Genomic DNA, 17,111 nt, shown 5'->3' with positions numbered 1-17,111 from the left:
CATGATTGATGCGACCGCAAGCTTCACCCTGACACTCGACGACGTTGAAGTTCAGGCTTACCCCGGCGAAACCCTGTGGCAGGTGGCCAAGCGCGCCGGCGAGACCATCCCCCACCTGTGCTTCAAAGACGCCCCGGGTTACCGCGGCGATGGCAATTGCCGCGCCTGCATGGTGGAAGTGGAAGGTGAACGGGTGCTGGCCGCAAGCTGCATTCGCGAGGCCGCGCCCGGCATGGTGGTGCGCAGTGCAGGCTCTTCCCGGGTTCAGGCAGCCCGCAAGGGCGTGCTCGAACTGCTGCTGGCGGATCAACCTGAACGGGAGAATAGCCCCGACCGCTCAAGCCACCTGTGGGATACGGCCGACCAACTGGCCATCGATGCCGCTGCCGTGCGCCAACGCATCCCTGCGCATTCGGAACGTAATGAACCCACGGTTCACCATGTAGAGCCGAGGTCGGATTCTCTGGCTCACGCCCGCGGCCACGACGCCAGCCATTCGGCAATGAACGTCAATCTGGACGCCTGCATTACGTGCGGCTTATGCGAACGCGCCTGCCGGGAAGTGCAGGGCAACGATGTGATCGGACTGGCCCACCGTGGCGCTGCGTCCAAGGTGGTGTTTGATTTTGATGACCCCATGGGTGACAGCACCTGCGTCGCCTGCGGCGAATGCGTGCAGGCCTGCCCGACCGGGGCGCTCATGCCGGCCACCCTGATCGATGCCCAGGGCCGCGGAGACTCCGCCACTGCTGATCGCAAAGTCGATTCCGTCTGCCCCTATTGCGGCGTGGGCTGCCAACTGACCTATCACGTGAAAGACGCGCCAACACCTGCCGGATCTGAGAAAGGCGAGCAGCGAGGGCGCATCCTGTTTGTGGAAGGCAAAGATGGCCCCTCAAACCAGGGCCGGCTTTGCGTGAAGGGCCGTTTTGGCTTCGACTATCCCACGCACCCGGCGCGGCTCACCCGACCGTTGATTCGTCGGGAGGGCATACCCAAGGGGCTGGACCCGGAGTTCGATCCGGCTAAACCGTTGACGCACTTCCGAGAAGCAAGCTGGGAAGAAGCCCTGGATCTGGCAGCCAACGGATTGACCGGTCTAAAAACACAATACGGTCCCGCCGCGCTTGCCGGCTTCGGCAGTGCCAAATGCTCCAACGAGGAAGCCTGGCTGTTCCAAAAGCTGGTGCGCACTGGCTTCGGCTCCAACCATGTGGACCACTGCACCCGGCTTTGCCACGCAAGCTCCGTGGCGGCATTGATGGAATGCCTGGGTTCCGGCGCCGTGACAGCCTCCTTCATGCAGGCATTGCAGGCCGACGTGGTAATCCTCACCGGTTGCAATCCGGCGGTCAACCACCCGGTAGCCGCCACCTACTTCAAGCAGGCGGCAAGAAACGGCACCAAACTGATCATCATCGATCCTCGCGGCCAGGCGCTGGATGCCTATGCCTGGCGCAGCCTGCGATTCTCGCCCGGTGGCGACGTGTCCCTGTTCAACGCCATGCTCAATGTGATCATCAGCGAAGGGCTATACGACCAAACCTACATTGACGCCCACACCGAAGGTTTCGAGGCGCTGGCGGCCAGTGTTGAAGGCATGACACCGGAAGTGATGAGCCCGGTCTGCGGCGTGGCGCCCGATGCCATTCGTGAAGTGGCCCGCGCCTACGCGAAGGCAGATAAGGCAATGATTTTCTGGGGCATGGGCATCTCCCAGCACGTGCACGGCACCGACAACGCCCGCTGCCTGATATCCCTGGCGCTCAGCTGCGGCCACACCGGCCGGCCCGGCACTGGCCTGCACCCATTGCGGGGGCAGAACAACGTGCAGGGGGCATCCGATGCGGGGCTGATCCCCATGGTATTGCCCGACTACCAGCCGGTAGGCGATCAACAGCTGCGGGCCGCCTTCGAAGAGCTCTGGAACACAGAGCTGGACCCTGAGCCGGGGCTCACCGTGGTGGAGATCATGGATGCCATCAAGGCGGGCACCATCAAGGGCATGTATATCCTGGGCGAAAACCCCGCCATGTCCGACCCGGACCTTTCCCACGCCCGGGCCGCGCTCGCTGCCCTTGAACACCTGGTGGTGCAGGACCTGTTTGTCACCGAGACCGCCCAGTTTGCCGACGTTATCCTGCCGGCCGCCGCCTGGTCGGAAAAATCCGGCACCGTTACCAACACCAACCGACAGGTGCAAATGGGCCGTGCCGCGCTGGCGCCGCCGGGGGATGCAAAGCCCGACTGGTGGGTTATCCAGGAAATCGCCCGTCGTTTCGGGCTGGCCTGGAACTACGCCGGCCCCGAGCAAGTGTTTGAAGAAATGAAGCAGGGCATGCACTCACTGGATCATATCTCCTGGTCTCGCCTTGAGCGCGAGGGGTCCGTTACTTATCCATGCCCGGCCGACGACGCCCCGGGCAACGACGTTGTCTTCTCCGATGCCTTCCCGCGAGCGGGAGGCCGCGCCAGATTCTCACCGGCCAGCCCGCTACCGCCGGACGAGCCTGTGGATGAGGCCTATCCCATCGTACTAACCACCGGGCGATTGCTTGAGCACTGGCACACCGGCGCCATGACCCGTCGCAGCAAGGTGCTGGACGAGCGTGAGCCGGAAGCGGCGGCGTATCTCGCACCAGCAGAGCTGGCACGCATGGGTGTAGCACCGGGGAATGACATTCAAATCGCCACCCGGCGCGGCACCATCACGCTGACGGCACGGGCCGACCAGACCATGCCCGAAGGCATGGTGTTCGTGCCCTTCGCCTTTGTGGAGGCGGCAGCGAACGTGCTCACCAACCCGGCGCTGGACCCTTTCGGCAAAATCCCGGAATTCAAGTACGCCGCGTGTCGACTGAGCCCGGTGTAAAGGAATGTGTTGGTGAGAGCTTGCAATTAATTGAAATCTAAGCAACGCTTGTCCCGTGTCCAAAAACTAGGGACATCCAACGTATGGATGGAATCAAGAGTCAAGATCTCGGCCTGTTGCTCAAATTGGTTTCGCTGCGTCAGCAAGAAGCGACCGGAAGTGGGGTAGACACATCAGCCTACACAGTGCGCAATCTTGAGCTGGAAACCGGCATCGGGAAATCCCAGGTTAGCAACTCACTGCGCCGCTGTTTTGAGGTTGGTCTGGCTAAAAAGGATCGCAATTCCGGTGTACCGCGTGTCAACACAAAGAGCTTGTTTGAATTCATAGTTTACGGTGCCAAATACGTATTCCCTGCCAAGCCGGGCCAGTTGGTGCGGGGTATAAGCACCGCATTCGCTGCGCCCGTGTTGGAAACTCGCTTGTTCAGCGCAGGAGAACTTTTTCCGGTTTGGCCAGATGCGCGGGGTAAAAACAAAGGCTTGGAGATTGTCCCTCTATTTAAAACCGTGGGCCATGCGGTTCAGCGCGACCCGGAGCTTTACGCCTTGCTAGCCCTGGTAGACGCAATACGCATAGGCAGCGCGCGTGAGGCAAATCTGGCAAAAGACCTGTTGAAAAAACACATGGAAGTGAGTGAATGAGCATACCGGTGTTACAAAAGTGGATGGTAAGCAAAGTTGCTGAGGCGCTTGGTCCCGACCTGCGAGAGCAGGTGGCCTTTGTAGGTGGTTGTACCACCAGTTTTCTATTAACCGATGAGTTCGTACTTGAGCAAGTTCGTCACACCGAGGATGTGGATCTGATCGTCCATGTCATGGGCTATCCGGGATTTTATGCGTTGCAACAGGCATTGAGAGCAAAAGGCTTTAAGGACATGCCGCCAGACCCGGAGGAAAACGCCCCCGTGTGTGCTATGAAGCTGGGCGATTTACGAGTGGATTTTATGCCGGACGATCCACAGGTCCTGGGGTTCAGCAACCGCTGGTATGGCGATGCGTTGAAGACTGCCATGCCTTACAAGTTGTCTGATGATCTCTCTATCAGACTGGTAAATCCGTCATATTTTCTTGCGACAAAGCTGGAGGCATACAAGGGCCGAGGTAAGGGCGATACACTCTCCAGCCACGACATCGAAGACTTGCTCACGTTGATTGATGGTCGTGAGTCATTGATCAACGAGGTCAAGGCTGCGCCCGAGGAACTACGAGGCTATCTGGCAGAAGAATTCAGGCAATTGTTGCAAGATCCCAACTTTGAGTATGCCGTTAACAGCCAGGCGGGTGGAAATGCAGAGCGAGAGCAAATTTTGTTTGAACGGATTGAAACTCTGACCCAGTTTGGGCATTGATGCGAAGCGATAGTGTTTTCGAACTTCAAGAATGCGGCGTGCAGGTTGAGCTCCGTTTAGGGTCCGAAGCAAACCATCTCTTCCAGAACGACCTCTAGTGTCGCGTTACGTCTGTAATGTATCCGTGTGTAGTCTAGAATAACGCCAAAATTTCCAGATCTTTCAGGTAGATAAAATGCCAAAGTTTTTGCATACGGCAGACTGGCAGATGGGCCGCGCATTTACCCGTTTCGAAACGGAGGACGGTGCCGCCCTGGTCGAGGCCCGGTTCGAGGCCATTGAAACGCTTGCACGACTGGCCAACGAACACCAGTGCGATGCGGTTCTGGTAGCTGGTGACGTTTTCGATGCCCAAACCGTCTCCGACCGAACCATTCGCCGGGTGTTCAACGCCACGAAGGATTTTACTGGCCCTTGGGTCATGCTCCCCGGAAACCACGACGCTGCACTGGCAGAAAGCGTGTGGACCCGAGCCCAACGCCTGGGTGCGGTCCCGGAGAATGTGCATCTCGCGCTGCAGCCTGGCGTGATAGATCTGGAACCCCAGCGCCTCAGCATCCTCTGCGCACCTTTGACCCAGCGCCACACGTATGGCGATCTGACCGAGCCATTCAGCGGCTATGAAACGCCCGAGGGCTTTCTCAGGGTCGGCCTGGCCCACGGCAGCGTTCAGGGCCTGCTGCCGGACGAGATTGATTCAACCAATCCCATCGCGCCGAACCGTGCCGAAGCCAGCAGGCTCGACTACCTCGCCCTTGGCGACTGGCACGGAACCAAACAGATCGATGAACGCACCTGGTACAGCGGAACGCCAGAGCCCGAACGGTTCAGAAACAACGAAGCGGGTAATGCCCTGATTGTTGAGGTTGCCGAACCCGGCGCCACACCTGCGGTAACCCGGGTTCCAACAGGGCGGTACCAATGGCACCAGTTTCGGGAAACCCTGGCTGTACACTCCGATCTTGAACAGTTACTGGAACGTTTGAACACCTTGCCCGAATCCGCCGTAGTCGACCTTCGACTTGAAGGCTCGGTGACCCTGGCCGGCGAGGAAACCCTGTTGAAGGCGCTCTCGGTTGCAGAAGCACGATACCGCAGCCTTCGCTGCGAGCGAAGTGGGCTTCAGCTTGCCCCGACCGACGAAGACATTGCGGCTCTGAAGGCCGATGGCTACGTGGGCGAAGTGGTTGAGAGCCTGCGCGATCGGCAAGAAGACGCGCAGGATGACACCGCCCGGGATGCTCTGGCGATTCTGGCGGGATTACTGCGGGACCGTGAACAGGAGGCGGGGCAATGAAGCTGCAGCGAATGCGCATCGAACAGCTGCGCCAGTTCCGCAAACCCTTTGTTCTGGATAACCTGCAGCCCGGCCTCAACCTGATTCACGGCCCCAATGAATCCGGGAAAAGCACACTGGTACGTGCCATCCGAGCTGCATTTTTCGAACGCTATCGGTCAACGGCCGTTGACGACCTACGCCCGTGGGGCGACTCCGCCGCGGCGCCCACCATTGAGCTGGATTTTGAGCACGACAACCGCGTTTGGCGGCTCACCAAAAGCTTTCTGCAGCGTAAACGGTGCGACCTGGTTGTTGGCACCGAGTCATACAGTGAAGACGATGCGGAAGAAAAACTGGCTGAACTGCTGGGCTACCAGTACCCGAAACGGGGCGCCAGCAAAGCCGAACACTGGGGCATACCGGGACTACTGTGGGTTGAACAAGGCACCGGGCAGGACATTGAGCAGGCCATAGAACACGCCGGAGATCACCTGAAATCCGCCCTGAATTCCATGGTCGGCGAGGTGGCCAGCTCCGGAGGCGACGACCTGATCGAGACCGTCCGTAACCAGCGGGACACCTTGCTGACCGGCACCGGCAAGCCCCGTGGCGATTACCTGAAACTGGAAAAAGACCGCGCCCAATACGAAGTTGAAATTGAAGAACTGAAAGAGCGGGTACACAAATACCAGGAGCAGGTCGACCGCCTGGGCAAACTCACCCAAGACTATGATCAGGCCGAGGCCGAGCGCCCCTGGGAAGAGGCCCAGCGCCATCTGGAGGAAGCCCGTGCGCGCTATCAACAGGTTGAGCGCCTGGAGCAGCAACAGAACCAGGAGAAAGCCACGCTCAGCCAGCTGCAACAGAACCACCGCCTGTTGCAGCAGAACAAAGAGCACCTGGAAGGTCTCAGTCGCCAGCTTGAAGGCCGAAAAGCCGAACTGGACTGGGCGGAGCGAGACCTCGCCACCGCAGAAGCCCAAAGCCCGATGATTGCAGGCCGCTTGAAAGAAGCCAGAGCCGCCTATGAGCAGGCGGAAAAGCAACGCAAACTCGCGGGCCTGCTGCAAACCCGACAGAGGCTGGAGCAGGATGTCCGCCGGCTTGAGCAGCAGATACAGGTGCTGACCGATAGTCTGGGCAAAGCAAAGGAATACCAACAGCAGTTGGAGCAAGCCAGGCAGCAGGCCCGGGAAAATCGGATCGATGCCGAGCTGGTCAAGAAGCTGCGGGCAACCGGGAACCAACTGAACGAAGAAACCATCCGCTCACGGACCATCGCCACCCAGGTAAGCTGGCAGTTGGAGGCCGGCGCATCCCTCACGCTGAACAACGAAGCGCTCACCGGGCAGGGCGAACAGCAGCTTCTGGAAGAATCCACACTGGTGATTCCGGGGGTTGGCACCCTGGGCATAACACCCGGCGGCGAAGAACTGGCCAGTACCCGCAGGAAACTCAAAACCCTTGAGGAAAGCCTGGAAGACCAGTTGAAGACCCTGGGCGTAGCCTCCGTGGAGCAGGCAGAGGAACGTCTTGCTGCCTTTGAAAACGCCGGAAGAGCCCAGAAGCACTCCGAAGATTTGCTGAAATCCGTAGCACCCGCCGGCATTGAGCAACTTGTCTCCGAGCACAACGAGGCAGAGAGAGAACTGAAGAAAGCCAAAAGCCAACTGGAAGCCACCCGAAAACCGGATCCGCAAGAGGATGTGCCGGCCCTGGAAGAAGCGGAGGCGGCGTTCGCCCGGGCTGGCAGTGCGCTGGACAAAGCCGAATCCGATGACCGTGAGCATCAGTCCAGGCTGTCTGCCCTGAAACAGGCCCGCGAGAACGCCAAAACCGAATGGCAACGGCTGGCCGATGAAGAAAAGAGCCCTGAGAGGCAGCAGCAACTTCGCCAGATAACCACCGACCTGGCCAACCTCGAAAAACAGCAGGCCGAGCTGGAAGCCAGCCTAGAACGCCGCGAACGGGAAATCCGCGAGGCTCGCCCGGAATTTCTAAAACAGGACATCGAGCGCTACCAGAACGCGGTCAACCAGCTCCGCCAGACCCAGGAAAATCGTGGGCGCGAACTGCGCGACATCAAAGTCAGGTTGGAAGCCTGGGGCGCGGAAGGGCTGGAAGAACAGCTCAACGAGAAAGAGGCGGAGTACGACCAATGCAATCGCCGCTATCAGGAATTGCACAGCCGTGCCCAGGCTCTGGATCTTCTCCTGACCCTGCTCACCGAAAAGCGCCAGGCTCTCACACGCCGCCTGCAAGCTCCGCTTCAAAAACACCTCAACCATTATCTGTCGGTGCTCTTCCCGGAAGCCTCCCTGGAAGTGGACGAGCAGCTACGGCCAGGCACCTTCAGCCGGGGTAGCGAACTGGGACAGATTACCGAACTGAGTTTTGGTGCGCGGGAGCAGATGGGCCTGATCAGCCGTCTGGCCTATGCTGATCTGCTGCAGGAAGCCGGAAGGCCAACGCTGGTCATCCTGGACGACACCCTGGTTCACAGTGACAGTGACCGCCTGGAAGACATGAAACGTATCCTGTTCGATGCGGCCAGCCGACATCAGATACTGCTGTTTACTTGTCATCCGGAGAAGTGGCAGGACTTGGGAGTGCCGCCTGTGGATATTCAGGCTTCGAAGGAGCAGGGCGCTTAGTCCTTTCAAGCGTACAAAGAATGGCCAAGCTCCAGCACCTTCGTCCGCTAACTGAACATGCTTCGTGTGGTGCTCAAGTCACCCGACCCTCGAAATATACCGGGACATAATTCGAGGTCAGGATCTAGCTGGGATTATTGAATAAGGCTTTAAGGTCCAAAAGGCTCTTTACATGCCCGAGCTTATGAAGCCCATCGTCGATCAAATAGCGAATAATGTCTTGAATATCTGTTTTGACTTTCTGCTCAGAGCAGAATTGACGTATAAGAGCCTCGTATTCTTTCTCGTGATCACCGAATAGTACGTCTCGGTTAATCACGTGCGTCTGTTCAGGTTTGTTTTCAATAATCGATGCAGTGCGGATGTCTCTGAGGGCCAAAGACATTGCGATGCGAGCCATCACATTGGGAGTGAGCTGGGTCTTAGTTTGCAGGTATTGCAAGCGGTCCCAAGTTCTTTTGCTTAGCTGAATTCGCGTTGGAAACATTTCAGCTTGCCTCCCTCATTTCCCAAAAATAGCCCTCAAAAACCCGTGTGGCTCCGGCTTGTGAGTCATATTCGAGCTTGTAGGCTCTTGCAATATCCGGTGCAAGGCTCGCATAAAAGGATTCATCCACCTCAGTGTCTGTCGACAATACAATCATTTGGTGGCTTGCAGTTGGGAAATACCCGTCGATCAGCTTACCTCGGTGTTGAGAGTCCAGCCGACCCAAAGGGGTATCGACTATCATAGGCAGTTGTCTTCCTGAGGTTTTGGCAAGGGCTTCAAGCATTGCGATCGCAAAAATCTGTTTTTCACCGGCAGATAGCTCGTCCTTGGCTATGGTGCGTCCGATACCACTCAAAAGATCGACATGGAAAGTTTTGGGGTCGATTTTGATCTGTAGTTGTAAGTCGTTTTTTCGTGCCAGTTTTGCAAAGCACTCGGTAAACTGAGATTCTAAATCGCGAATCTTTGCTGTCGCTGTTTGGTCCACGAACTCTGTGAGCAGACCATTTGCATTATTGATATAATTTAAGGTTCTCTCTTGGTCGCTATGTTTAGCAGCTTCCTCATATAGACGGTCTAGTCTACGCGCAGTCTCCACAGCCTTGTTGGCAACTACCTTTCCAGCCGCGCGACGTTCTTCTAACTTCCCGTCATACCGCCCGATTTTCTGCTGAAGTTGTTGAAGATTTTCAAAGTCATTTGCGATAAGTGAATCATCTGGCGCCCTGGCCAGAGAGGCACCAATGTCATCCATCGATGATTCAATCTTTTCCAATTCATCAAATAGCTGTGTGATTTCCTCTTTCTGTTTACGCGCTTCTGTGAATGAAGAGAAAATGTGGCCGGCTTGGGATGGCGTCAGGTCGTGAATAACTTTTTCTGACTCTGAATTCGAATTCGCGGCAGTGAGAGCACGAAGCTCCCTATCGACAGTAGCCAAGGCTTCCGCGGACAAATGGTCTTTTAGTCTGGCATTTAGCTGGTCACGGTACCCATCTAGTATCTGTTGTTTCTGATTCACCATTTGAGCGTTTAGATCTCGCTCTATTCTTGATTCGATTCGCTCATAAAATTTAGTGGCGAGAGAAAGAGGCGCTGCATCGGAGATCAGGTTTCTGAGGAGTGAGCTGAGCTGGTCGCGTCTGCTTTGAAGGTCATCGAGGCTGTCTTCGATTTCTTTCCGAGATGTAGAGAAGTGTCCACCTCGGTCATCAATTGCCTTTTGAAGCCTAAGAGCTTGCGCTTCTACTTCTGAGCGTTTAATCCCAATTGAAGTAATTTCCTCGCGAATAATTTCGATTTCTTGTCTGCACTGATCGAGGATGGAATTTTCGGCCTCTATTTCAGCTTGGATAGACTGAACGGCAGAGCGTTTGGTTAGATTTCGGTTTAGGACGATCAAATCGCCGGAGAGGCGTTCAACGACATCAAGCCCAAGAAGTTTTTTGATCGACTGCTCAAGAACAGCTCCTCCTGTATCATCTGCGAGCTCCGCAATTTTCTCCCCATCGAAGAAGAACAGATCTGATACACCGATGGGGATTAGCTCATTAAGAAAATTTTGTCCCTGCTCGTAGGTTAGGCCTTTAACGAGATTTCCGTCCTCATGGATGGTTAGCGTTTCCTTGACGCCTTTACCTTTACGCTCCCATTCCCTTCTAACGTGGTATTGGCTTTCAGTGCCAAGCTTGGCATAGGTGAAGGTAAGCTCAACTGACGCGGAACTTGCCGCCCGCCCGGTTTCTCTGGAATGGTGAATTGCGTCTAACAAAAATTCATCGTATCGCTTTTGCGACACGGATGCGCCTAGCGAAAGGCGGCCATATAGAGCAAGGCGAACACCAAAGAGTATGCTAGTTTTTCCTGAGCCATTTAACCCACCGAACAGAACAATGGGTCGAGTTTTGCCCGAGAGTTTTTGAGGCGTTAGATCGAAATAATTGACGCCTTCGTAAACTCGGAAGTCAGTAAGGGTAAGGTCCCGAATAAGCATTATTGCAAAAACTCTGAAAATTCTTTTTTGACTTCCTCCGCGTGGGATTTGCCACGCTTACGGAAGGCTTCATTGCGTTTGTTAATCTCGTTGAGTTCTTCCCAGTCACGCTGAAGGATGGACTCTAGTTTATTGAGAATACCTCGACGGTTTCCAAGCCCCGATACCTGAAGCTCGGCTTCAAGCATTTTGCGGATTAGGGCAGCGGGAACACCATATTTGGAGGAAAGCGTCTCCAGCGTCTCTGAGTCAGCCCGCGTAAAGGCACCCGCATCATCCTCAATCCAGTCTAGGTCCTCCCCATAGACATCTCGATAAATCCTCGGTAAAGAGTCTTCCCAGTCTGGTTCATTCGGGTCCCTTAACCATTCTCTCCTGATCATGTGGAGCTCCGGCCGGGTAATGAGTTCAATGTCTTCTCCGCCATCGTTGATTTGTTTTTCGATCGTTAACAAATCGCGAAGAAATTCCTGACGTTTTTCCAGCCAATAGGGCCCCGGAATATGCCGAACTTCGCGAACGCTGTCATCATTGATATCACCATTGTTGTAGGAGACCCGCCCGGTACGTCGACGAAAGTTGCGATACTCTTCGGAATTTTCAGGCTGACGTGATTTGTAGAGCTTATTTCGAAAGGCAAGCAATGGCCTCATCCAATCGGCTCCGTTTTCAATCAGTCCATGCAATGCTTTGTCTTCAGTGACAACTGTGCAGGTCCAGCAGCCGAAGCGGCTGTTCCCGCAAGATGGGGTGCTCTTGTCTATAACCAAGGGACATTCACCCTGATTAGATCCTTTATAGAGTTCCAGTAGATTCCTGTTCGAGCCACCCCAGGGACAGGGCGCGCTCATCAAATACATCCAGACTTCGTCATCTGACCAACTTTCAATCGGCATGTAGGTATAAGCATTGGGCAACGAACTATGTCGGCTCAATGCAGAGCCATCAATCTTATGTTTGGCGATTACTTGAGCCCGGGAAGCGCTTTCTTGACTCCTCGAACCCAAGACAACTACCGCCTCCCCAAATTGGGCAACTTTATCGAGAATAAACTCACTTACAGGGTCGATTTTCATCCGCTCCGTACACCAGCGAAAGGTCTGGTTAGGTGCGGGATAGCCCCTTCCCAAAAGATTAACCCAAAATGTTTGGTCCGTTTTCGGCACCACAGTATGGGCACTAATTGGCAAACCATCCTGCTTCGCAGATTGGTTGACCGTCTCGATAGTTCGCTTGATCATATCGACCACAACCGGCGTCTCAACCAAGGTGTCCGATGAAACGACGTAAATGTGCTTGGTGCGCTTTTCTGGCTTGACATAAAGCAGGGCCATGTAGATCAAAGAAAGGACGCTGGTAGAGTCCTTCCCGCCACTGAAGCCAATGATCCAAGGTCTATCATCCGACTGATAGATGTTTTGAATCTCTCGGACTAGGTCAGCCAGAGGCCGATTGCCGAGAGATAGTTCTTGAATCATAGAGGTATGGTCGGAGAACACGAACTGCTCTTGTGCTGTCATTTTTTCAGCGACTCCTCGTACTCTTGCTCACTCGCAGTCAGCGGAATTCCCAGTTGTTGCTTAATGTAGTTACCAGTAAGTACGACGCTGCTCCTTGCTTTGCTGATGCGGCCATGGTGCATTGCACGTCCTTCCCAATGCTGATTAGCCCTCGCCCAGTCAATGTCTTTCAGTGCCTTTAGAACTCCCGCCCACTGGGTTTTTGGACGTACAAGAAGACCCGCGCCAATATTGCCCATCGCTTGCAGCATTACTGCGTGAGCGTGAATGTATTGCTCACGCAATTCTGACGTAGCCACCTTTTTCTCAAGAGCCAATTGCCAGTCAGGCATATTGGCAGCAACTTCATTCCAATATTCTCCAGCAAGCGCCGCCTCAGTATCCTCAACAGAGTCGTTCTTGCCCTTTGCTAGAAGCGACTTAGAAGCATTTTTAATCGCAGAGAGTGTGAAGAGTTTCGTACTACGATTTGAAATGCTTGATCTTTCCATCTCAGTAAGACGCGAAAACACCTTTACCTGTTTGACCATCTGGCGAGCAAGCTCAGCCGTTGAATCTCTACGGTCATAAAGGGTGCTGATTGAATCGCTTGGCCGCACAGCATGTTTGTTGAGGTCCGCAAACATCTGTTGACTTTTCTGAAGACCTTCATCGATGAAAAAAAGGACCGGAATATTGTCATAGCCGAGCTCTGGGTTTTCCTGGATTGCGTACTCAATTGCGGCTCGGCGGTGTTGGCCATCGTTTATCAGGATCTTTGCATCCATTGAAACTGAGAGAATACCGAGATTTTGTCCCAGTCCAGTGTCCTCATACGGTTCAAAGGTTATTTGCCCGTCGATTGATGCAGTGATTGCCGAGAGCGTGTAGTCTTTACTGTTCTCAATAAGATAGCTTACGATTTCGGGAATTCTTGCTCTATTCAGGGTGCGCTGAGCTCTCAGTTCTGGCGGAACTTCCTCTTCGTCAAACATAAAAATTTTGGGGATAAGCCGCATCGGGCACATTGCAACATAGCAAGGTCGTCCGGCTTGGCTTCCTCTTGCAGCAGGGAAGGTGTGTGAAAACTCTGAAATCATGTGTTCTTCCAAGCGTCAACGTTATGGACGTCATTTTCGTAGAGGACGTTTTGCTTTGTCAATATTGACTTCCAAAAATGCGGTAACTGTTGCGCTGGCGGCATCTCGTTCAATTGAGGAGATTCCTGAAATGCCGGGAGTCTACGCCTTCTATTCAGCGATAACGTCCAGAAGGGCGATAGGTCTATACAGTGGGGGAGTACCGACTGCAGATGAGATAGCAAGAGCCAGAAAAATTTTTTCTAGGAAGCTCCAAGCTCTTCTTGCTTTGAGGAAAGCGCGTGCATATTCGGGCGAGGTCAAGGACCCCTCTAGAGGCGTGCATCTATCTCCTGCATATGACGTCACCTTGCAAGAAAAAGTATCGCTGGATGCTATCTATCCTATTCTTGAACTCGATGACGATACGTTTATTAAGGCGGTCGATCTCCTAGAAGAAACTTTCTTCTTACAAGTACCGGTCTATTTTGGTATCACAAAATCACAAACACTCAGAGACCGTTGCCGCCAGCACAGGTATGATTTTCGAGCATATAACCAAAATAGTACCTTTGGTTTTCGAGCGAGAGAGGCCGGACTAGACTGGTCCGACCTGATATTTTCAGCCTGTCCATCAAAGGCTTATGGAAGTGAGTTAGTCCAAGTTGAGCGGATTATGCATTTATTAACGAACCCGATCTTAAGTTTGAGGTAATTATGAAAGAAGAAATGGAAGTCAATCTAATTGATGATGAAAAAGAGTACGATATTGAGAAAATTGGTTCTTATGGTAAATTCTCGACGAAAACTTCGTACCCCATCGAATACATTCTGACTTCCCTAAGGCCAGATCAGCTTTCAGAATACTTGACTTTTGCGAAAGATGTGAGACCAAAAGAAATAGATTTTGACCTTCTAATGCAGCGTGACTTAGATGAGGATAGAGTTCGAAACGAAATAGCGCCTTACCTCGATCCAGATACATACACAGATCCTAAGAACCCTGACAGCTCATTGCCCAGAGCGTTATTTTTTCCCCCTTTATTGGTGGCTGTTGCTCCAGTAGAGGGAAAAAGCATGGGCGGCTATTATGATAATGAAGTCTGCAGCTTTAGCGATAATAAGAAACTTGCGTATAGAAAGTGGGGAGACAACCTTTTCAAGATTACATACCAAGTGTCGAACTCTGCAACAGCGCCATTAATTAATAGTTATGACGCAAATGGGGACAGCGTCAATATAAAGGTGAAACCAGGGCAGGTTTTATTTGAGGGTTGGAGATCTAAAAAGAGTTCGCCTGGTATTAGGCTAATTGTTATCGATGGGCAACACCGGCTGAAGGCACTCCAAGATATTTACGAGAGAAAGCCAGAGGCAATTGACGATTTGCAGGTTCCTGTCTGTTTACTGTTTGCGCCGAACTCCCAGGATCGGCTAAAAGACAAGGGTGTTCTGTCGGTACCTGAAGTTTTTAGGCAGCTTTTTGTCGACGTTAATAATACAGCTGAAACTGTCGGCGGACACTTTAATATACTCCTCTCTGATAATAATATTGGCAGTCTAGTGTGTCGACAGTTTTGCTCCAACCTGTTGAAAAAAGAAGATGGAAAAAAGAGGCTTTCGGTAGTCGAGTGGAATACGAAAAAGGCAAAAGACTCCTCTAACGTAGTAAGAAAGTACTCTTTAACCTCAATTGGTGTAATCGAAAAGGCTCTACGAGAGTGCTTTAAGAAATCTCCCTCTGAGCTTGAATACTGGCTTAACTTAAAGGCTGTCGAAAGTAATCTCTATCCTGACGATGAGGAGAAGGGGTCAATAGAGTGTCCCGTGGTCGATTGGGATACGTTTAATTCTGTTCAACGGAAATGCTTAGCAGAGCAAGTAAATAAATACGCAGTCCCACTATTTGAGAATATTTTCTTCGGTTCCAAGCCCTATAAAAAGGCTTTTGAAATTTTTGACCAAGAGCTGATCAAACTGGAACAGAAATTAGAGGACGACAAGAAGGGACTTACAGTCTACACGCCTGCGTACGAACAAATAGTCGACTATATGCAGATTCCCGATGATAAACAGAGAGATAACAAGGAAGCGCTCGCCGTTGTTAAGGCAATCGGAAATGCTGTTGAAGAAAAATTAGAGGATTCAGGCTTGAGAATTCTTCAGTATGCTCTTTATCAGCGTGCACTCGTCGCATTCTGGTTTGAGCTCTTACAAGTCGGAAATATCTTTAATGTGGATCCAGAAATAATTACTAAGATACTTATTTCAATTCTGGATGAACAGCATTCTGACGAGATGAAAGGAGTATTGAGCTATAAAAGAGGATATATGCAGTACTCAGTTTTTCAAGGCAGTACTATAATTACATTGGAAGAAACAAGGAAAGCCCTTAAAAACCTTTTTCTATCTTTTCTTGGTCGCGAGCAAACTCTTGCCCATATTCAGGACATTGTGAAAGATACGGGGATAAATGATCACGATTTCCTCGCCAAACTTAAGGAGAAGGGTGATTTGGCACCGTCAGAGTTTATTAAGTCGTTTGAGAAAGGATTCATAAAGGACTTCAAGCGTACCTATACGCTTAATCAGTCATTGAGCCCTGCTGAAAAAGATAAGATTCAGCAGGCTGAGGCAAAGCAAAAACAACACAAGAAAGAATACAGAGATAAAACACGAGCGAAAGAAGACATTTCGCATGAGTTCGATGATCTAGTTGGGAGTTATTCTATCAAGACAAGGGAGAGAGCTTCTGCCGAGCTAAAAGAAGCTCTGAATCTGTCCCTAGACATAATATCTGAAGATAGCTACGAAGAGTATGGGGATGAAGAGGCTTGACTCGTTGGGTTGTAATGTTGTGTTGCTATCCGGAGCAACATGATTATTCGGATTACATCGAGCTTGTCACGGGACAAGCTCATGAATCTGATGAATTTGCGTTTCTGGTACAGTGTGATCAAGCGGTTTTTCAGAACTTAGAGTCCGGTTGGCCCGCTCACAAATTTTGGTTTTTGGGGGCGCAGAGAAAGAGTCGCGCAGAGTGCGTCATAAGCGCTCTCAGATTTTGGGGCGATTTTGATATGATCCTGGACCCGTTCGAAAATTTTGAGTGTAAATCAAGAGATTACCTCGCCTACACTGTTCCAAAGCAGATCTTTTACGAGATTCAATGCTTAATGGAGAAAAGTAGCGTTTCTTCCGTAGTAACTAATTTGATAGCGAATATTAAAGCTCAGTTGGATCAGCTGAAAGCTTTGGCAGTTGATTCAAGCCTTCTTTTAGAGGAGTGGGTAGATCAGGTTTCAATTATTTGTGATATAGAGAGGAAGTTATTTAAGGGTTACTCTAATTGTTCGTTGGGTGAGCTAGCCTCATGCACGGTGTTCAGTCTTTCCAAATATAATAACATCGAATTCTTGACTTCTAATATCAGGCATTTTCGTACTTGGAAACATGTGGATACTGAGAATATTGAATCTAGACTAGAGCTCTGTATTGCGTTGGGATCCCCGGTCAGAACAAATCCAGTAAACTACTTTATTGATTACTATTCGGTGTTTTCAGCTTTCTTATTTTCGAATTCAAAGTCTTATTTAGGAGCAAATGCAAACCTGTCAGCTCTTTATCTATTCAGATCTTTTGAGTTGGCAGTTGTCTGCTTGGCGTTGAAGAAAAATTTAATAGCGGCCAATGTTATAGATAAAGAAATTGTACTTCGGTGGATAGATCCACCCCCGAGAGCAAAACAAGGGGATAGCGTTGATGGCGTTGGTAGAATCTGGTATCGGTTGAGGGATAAGAAGATTCTGCCTGCTTCTGTAGTAGCCCCCATTTAAACCGGACACCTTGGTAGAAGCAAAGGCCTAGGCATAGACCTAGTGCAAAGGAGTGTCC

The 17,111-nt window shown here is 52.0% G+C and carries 12 protein-coding genes; 8 read left to right on the top strand and 4 right to left on the bottom strand.

Annotated elements, in window-relative coordinates; genetic code table 11:
• The first annotated feature begins 1 nt into the window (after position 1).
• From fdhF to WA411_RS18715, 5 genes are all read left to right on the top strand, one after another.
• On the top strand, positions 2–2,872 hold the full coding sequence (fdhF, locus tag WA411_RS18735) for a formate dehydrogenase subunit alpha (protein WP_291910408.1): 2,871 nt from the start codon (positions 2–4) through the stop codon (positions 2,870–2,872).
• 83 nt (positions 2,873–2,955) lie between these two features.
• Positions 2,956–3,516, top strand: a complete 561-nt coding sequence (locus WA411_RS18730; RefSeq protein ID WP_291910406.1) for a hypothetical protein — start codon at positions 2,956–2,958, stop codon at positions 3,514–3,516.
• Positions 3,513–4,223 (top strand): hypothetical protein, encoded by a 711-nt coding sequence (locus WA411_RS18725; protein ID WP_291910404.1) that lies wholly within the window; start codon positions 3,513–3,515, stop codon positions 4,221–4,223. The genes WA411_RS18730 and WA411_RS18725 overlap by 4 nt, the downstream gene beginning before the upstream one ends.
• 175 nt (positions 4,224–4,398) lie before the next feature.
• A complete protein-coding gene (locus WA411_RS18720; protein ID WP_291910402.1) occupies positions 4,399–5,520 on the top strand; it encodes a metallophosphoesterase family protein in 1,122 nt (373 codons plus the stop codon).
• A complete protein-coding gene (locus WA411_RS18715) occupies positions 5,517–8,156 on the top strand; it encodes an AAA family ATPase (RefSeq protein ID WP_291910400.1) in 2,640 nt (879 codons plus the stop codon). The genes WA411_RS18720 and WA411_RS18715 overlap by 4 nt, the downstream gene beginning before the upstream one ends.
• Before the next feature lie 124 nt (positions 8,157–8,280).
• Here WA411_RS18715 and WA411_RS18710 read toward each other — a convergent pair whose 3' ends face one another.
• From WA411_RS18710 to dndB, 4 genes are read right to left on the bottom strand one after another with little or no spacing between them, the layout of a single operon-like run.
• A complete protein-coding gene (locus tag WA411_RS18710) occupies positions 8,281–8,643 on the bottom strand; it encodes a DndE family protein (RefSeq protein WP_291910398.1) in 363 nt (120 codons plus the stop codon).
• A 1-nt stretch (position 8,644) separates the two neighbouring features.
• Entirely contained in the window at positions 8,645–10,639 is a 1,995-nt protein-coding gene (gene dndD / locus WA411_RS18705) for a DNA sulfur modification protein DndD (protein WP_291910397.1), read from the bottom strand.
• The gene (gene dndC / locus WA411_RS18700) at positions 10,639–12,159 is read right to left on the bottom strand and encodes a DNA phosphorothioation system sulfurtransferase DndC (protein WP_291910395.1); all 1,521 of its coding nucleotides are present in this window, start codon (positions 12,157–12,159) and stop codon (positions 10,639–10,641) included. Before dndC ends, dndD begins: the two co-directional genes overlap by 1 nt.
• Positions 12,156–13,238, bottom strand: a complete 1,083-nt coding sequence (dndB, locus tag WA411_RS18695; protein ID WP_291910393.1) for a DNA sulfur modification protein DndB — start codon at positions 13,236–13,238, stop codon at positions 12,156–12,158. Before dndB ends, dndC begins: the two co-directional genes overlap by 4 nt.
• Positions 13,239–13,293: 55 nt before the next feature.
• On the opposite strand from dndB, the gene WA411_RS18690 reads away from it, so the two are divergent.
• Genes WA411_RS18690 through WA411_RS18680 form a run of 3 tightly spaced genes read left to right on the top strand, consistent with a single transcriptional unit; the run spans position 13,294 to position 17,053 of the window.
• Positions 13,294–13,932, top strand: a complete 639-nt coding sequence (locus WA411_RS18690; protein WP_291910391.1) for a hypothetical protein — start codon at positions 13,294–13,296, stop codon at positions 13,930–13,932.
• A 2-nt stretch (positions 13,933–13,934) separates the two neighbouring features.
• Positions 13,935–16,055 (top strand): DNA sulfur modification protein DndB, encoded by a 2,121-nt coding sequence (locus tag WA411_RS18685; RefSeq protein WP_291910389.1) that lies wholly within the window; start codon positions 13,935–13,937, stop codon positions 16,053–16,055.
• On the top strand, positions 16,052–17,053 hold the full coding sequence (locus WA411_RS18680) for a hypothetical protein (RefSeq protein ID WP_291910387.1): 1,002 nt from the start codon (positions 16,052–16,054) through the stop codon (positions 17,051–17,053). The genes WA411_RS18685 and WA411_RS18680 overlap by 4 nt, the downstream gene beginning before the upstream one ends.
• Positions 17,054–17,111 lie beyond the last annotated feature (58 nt).

Origin of the sequence: Marinobacter sp. CH_CUG1437-1, from assembly GCF_037029655.1 — a bacterium.
Lineage (GTDB): Bacteria > Pseudomonadota > Gammaproteobacteria > Pseudomonadales > Oleiphilaceae > Marinobacter > Marinobacter salsuginis.
The sequence above is the reverse complement of the archived record's forward strand: the minus strand, read 5'-3'. Positions and strand labels throughout refer to the sequence as shown.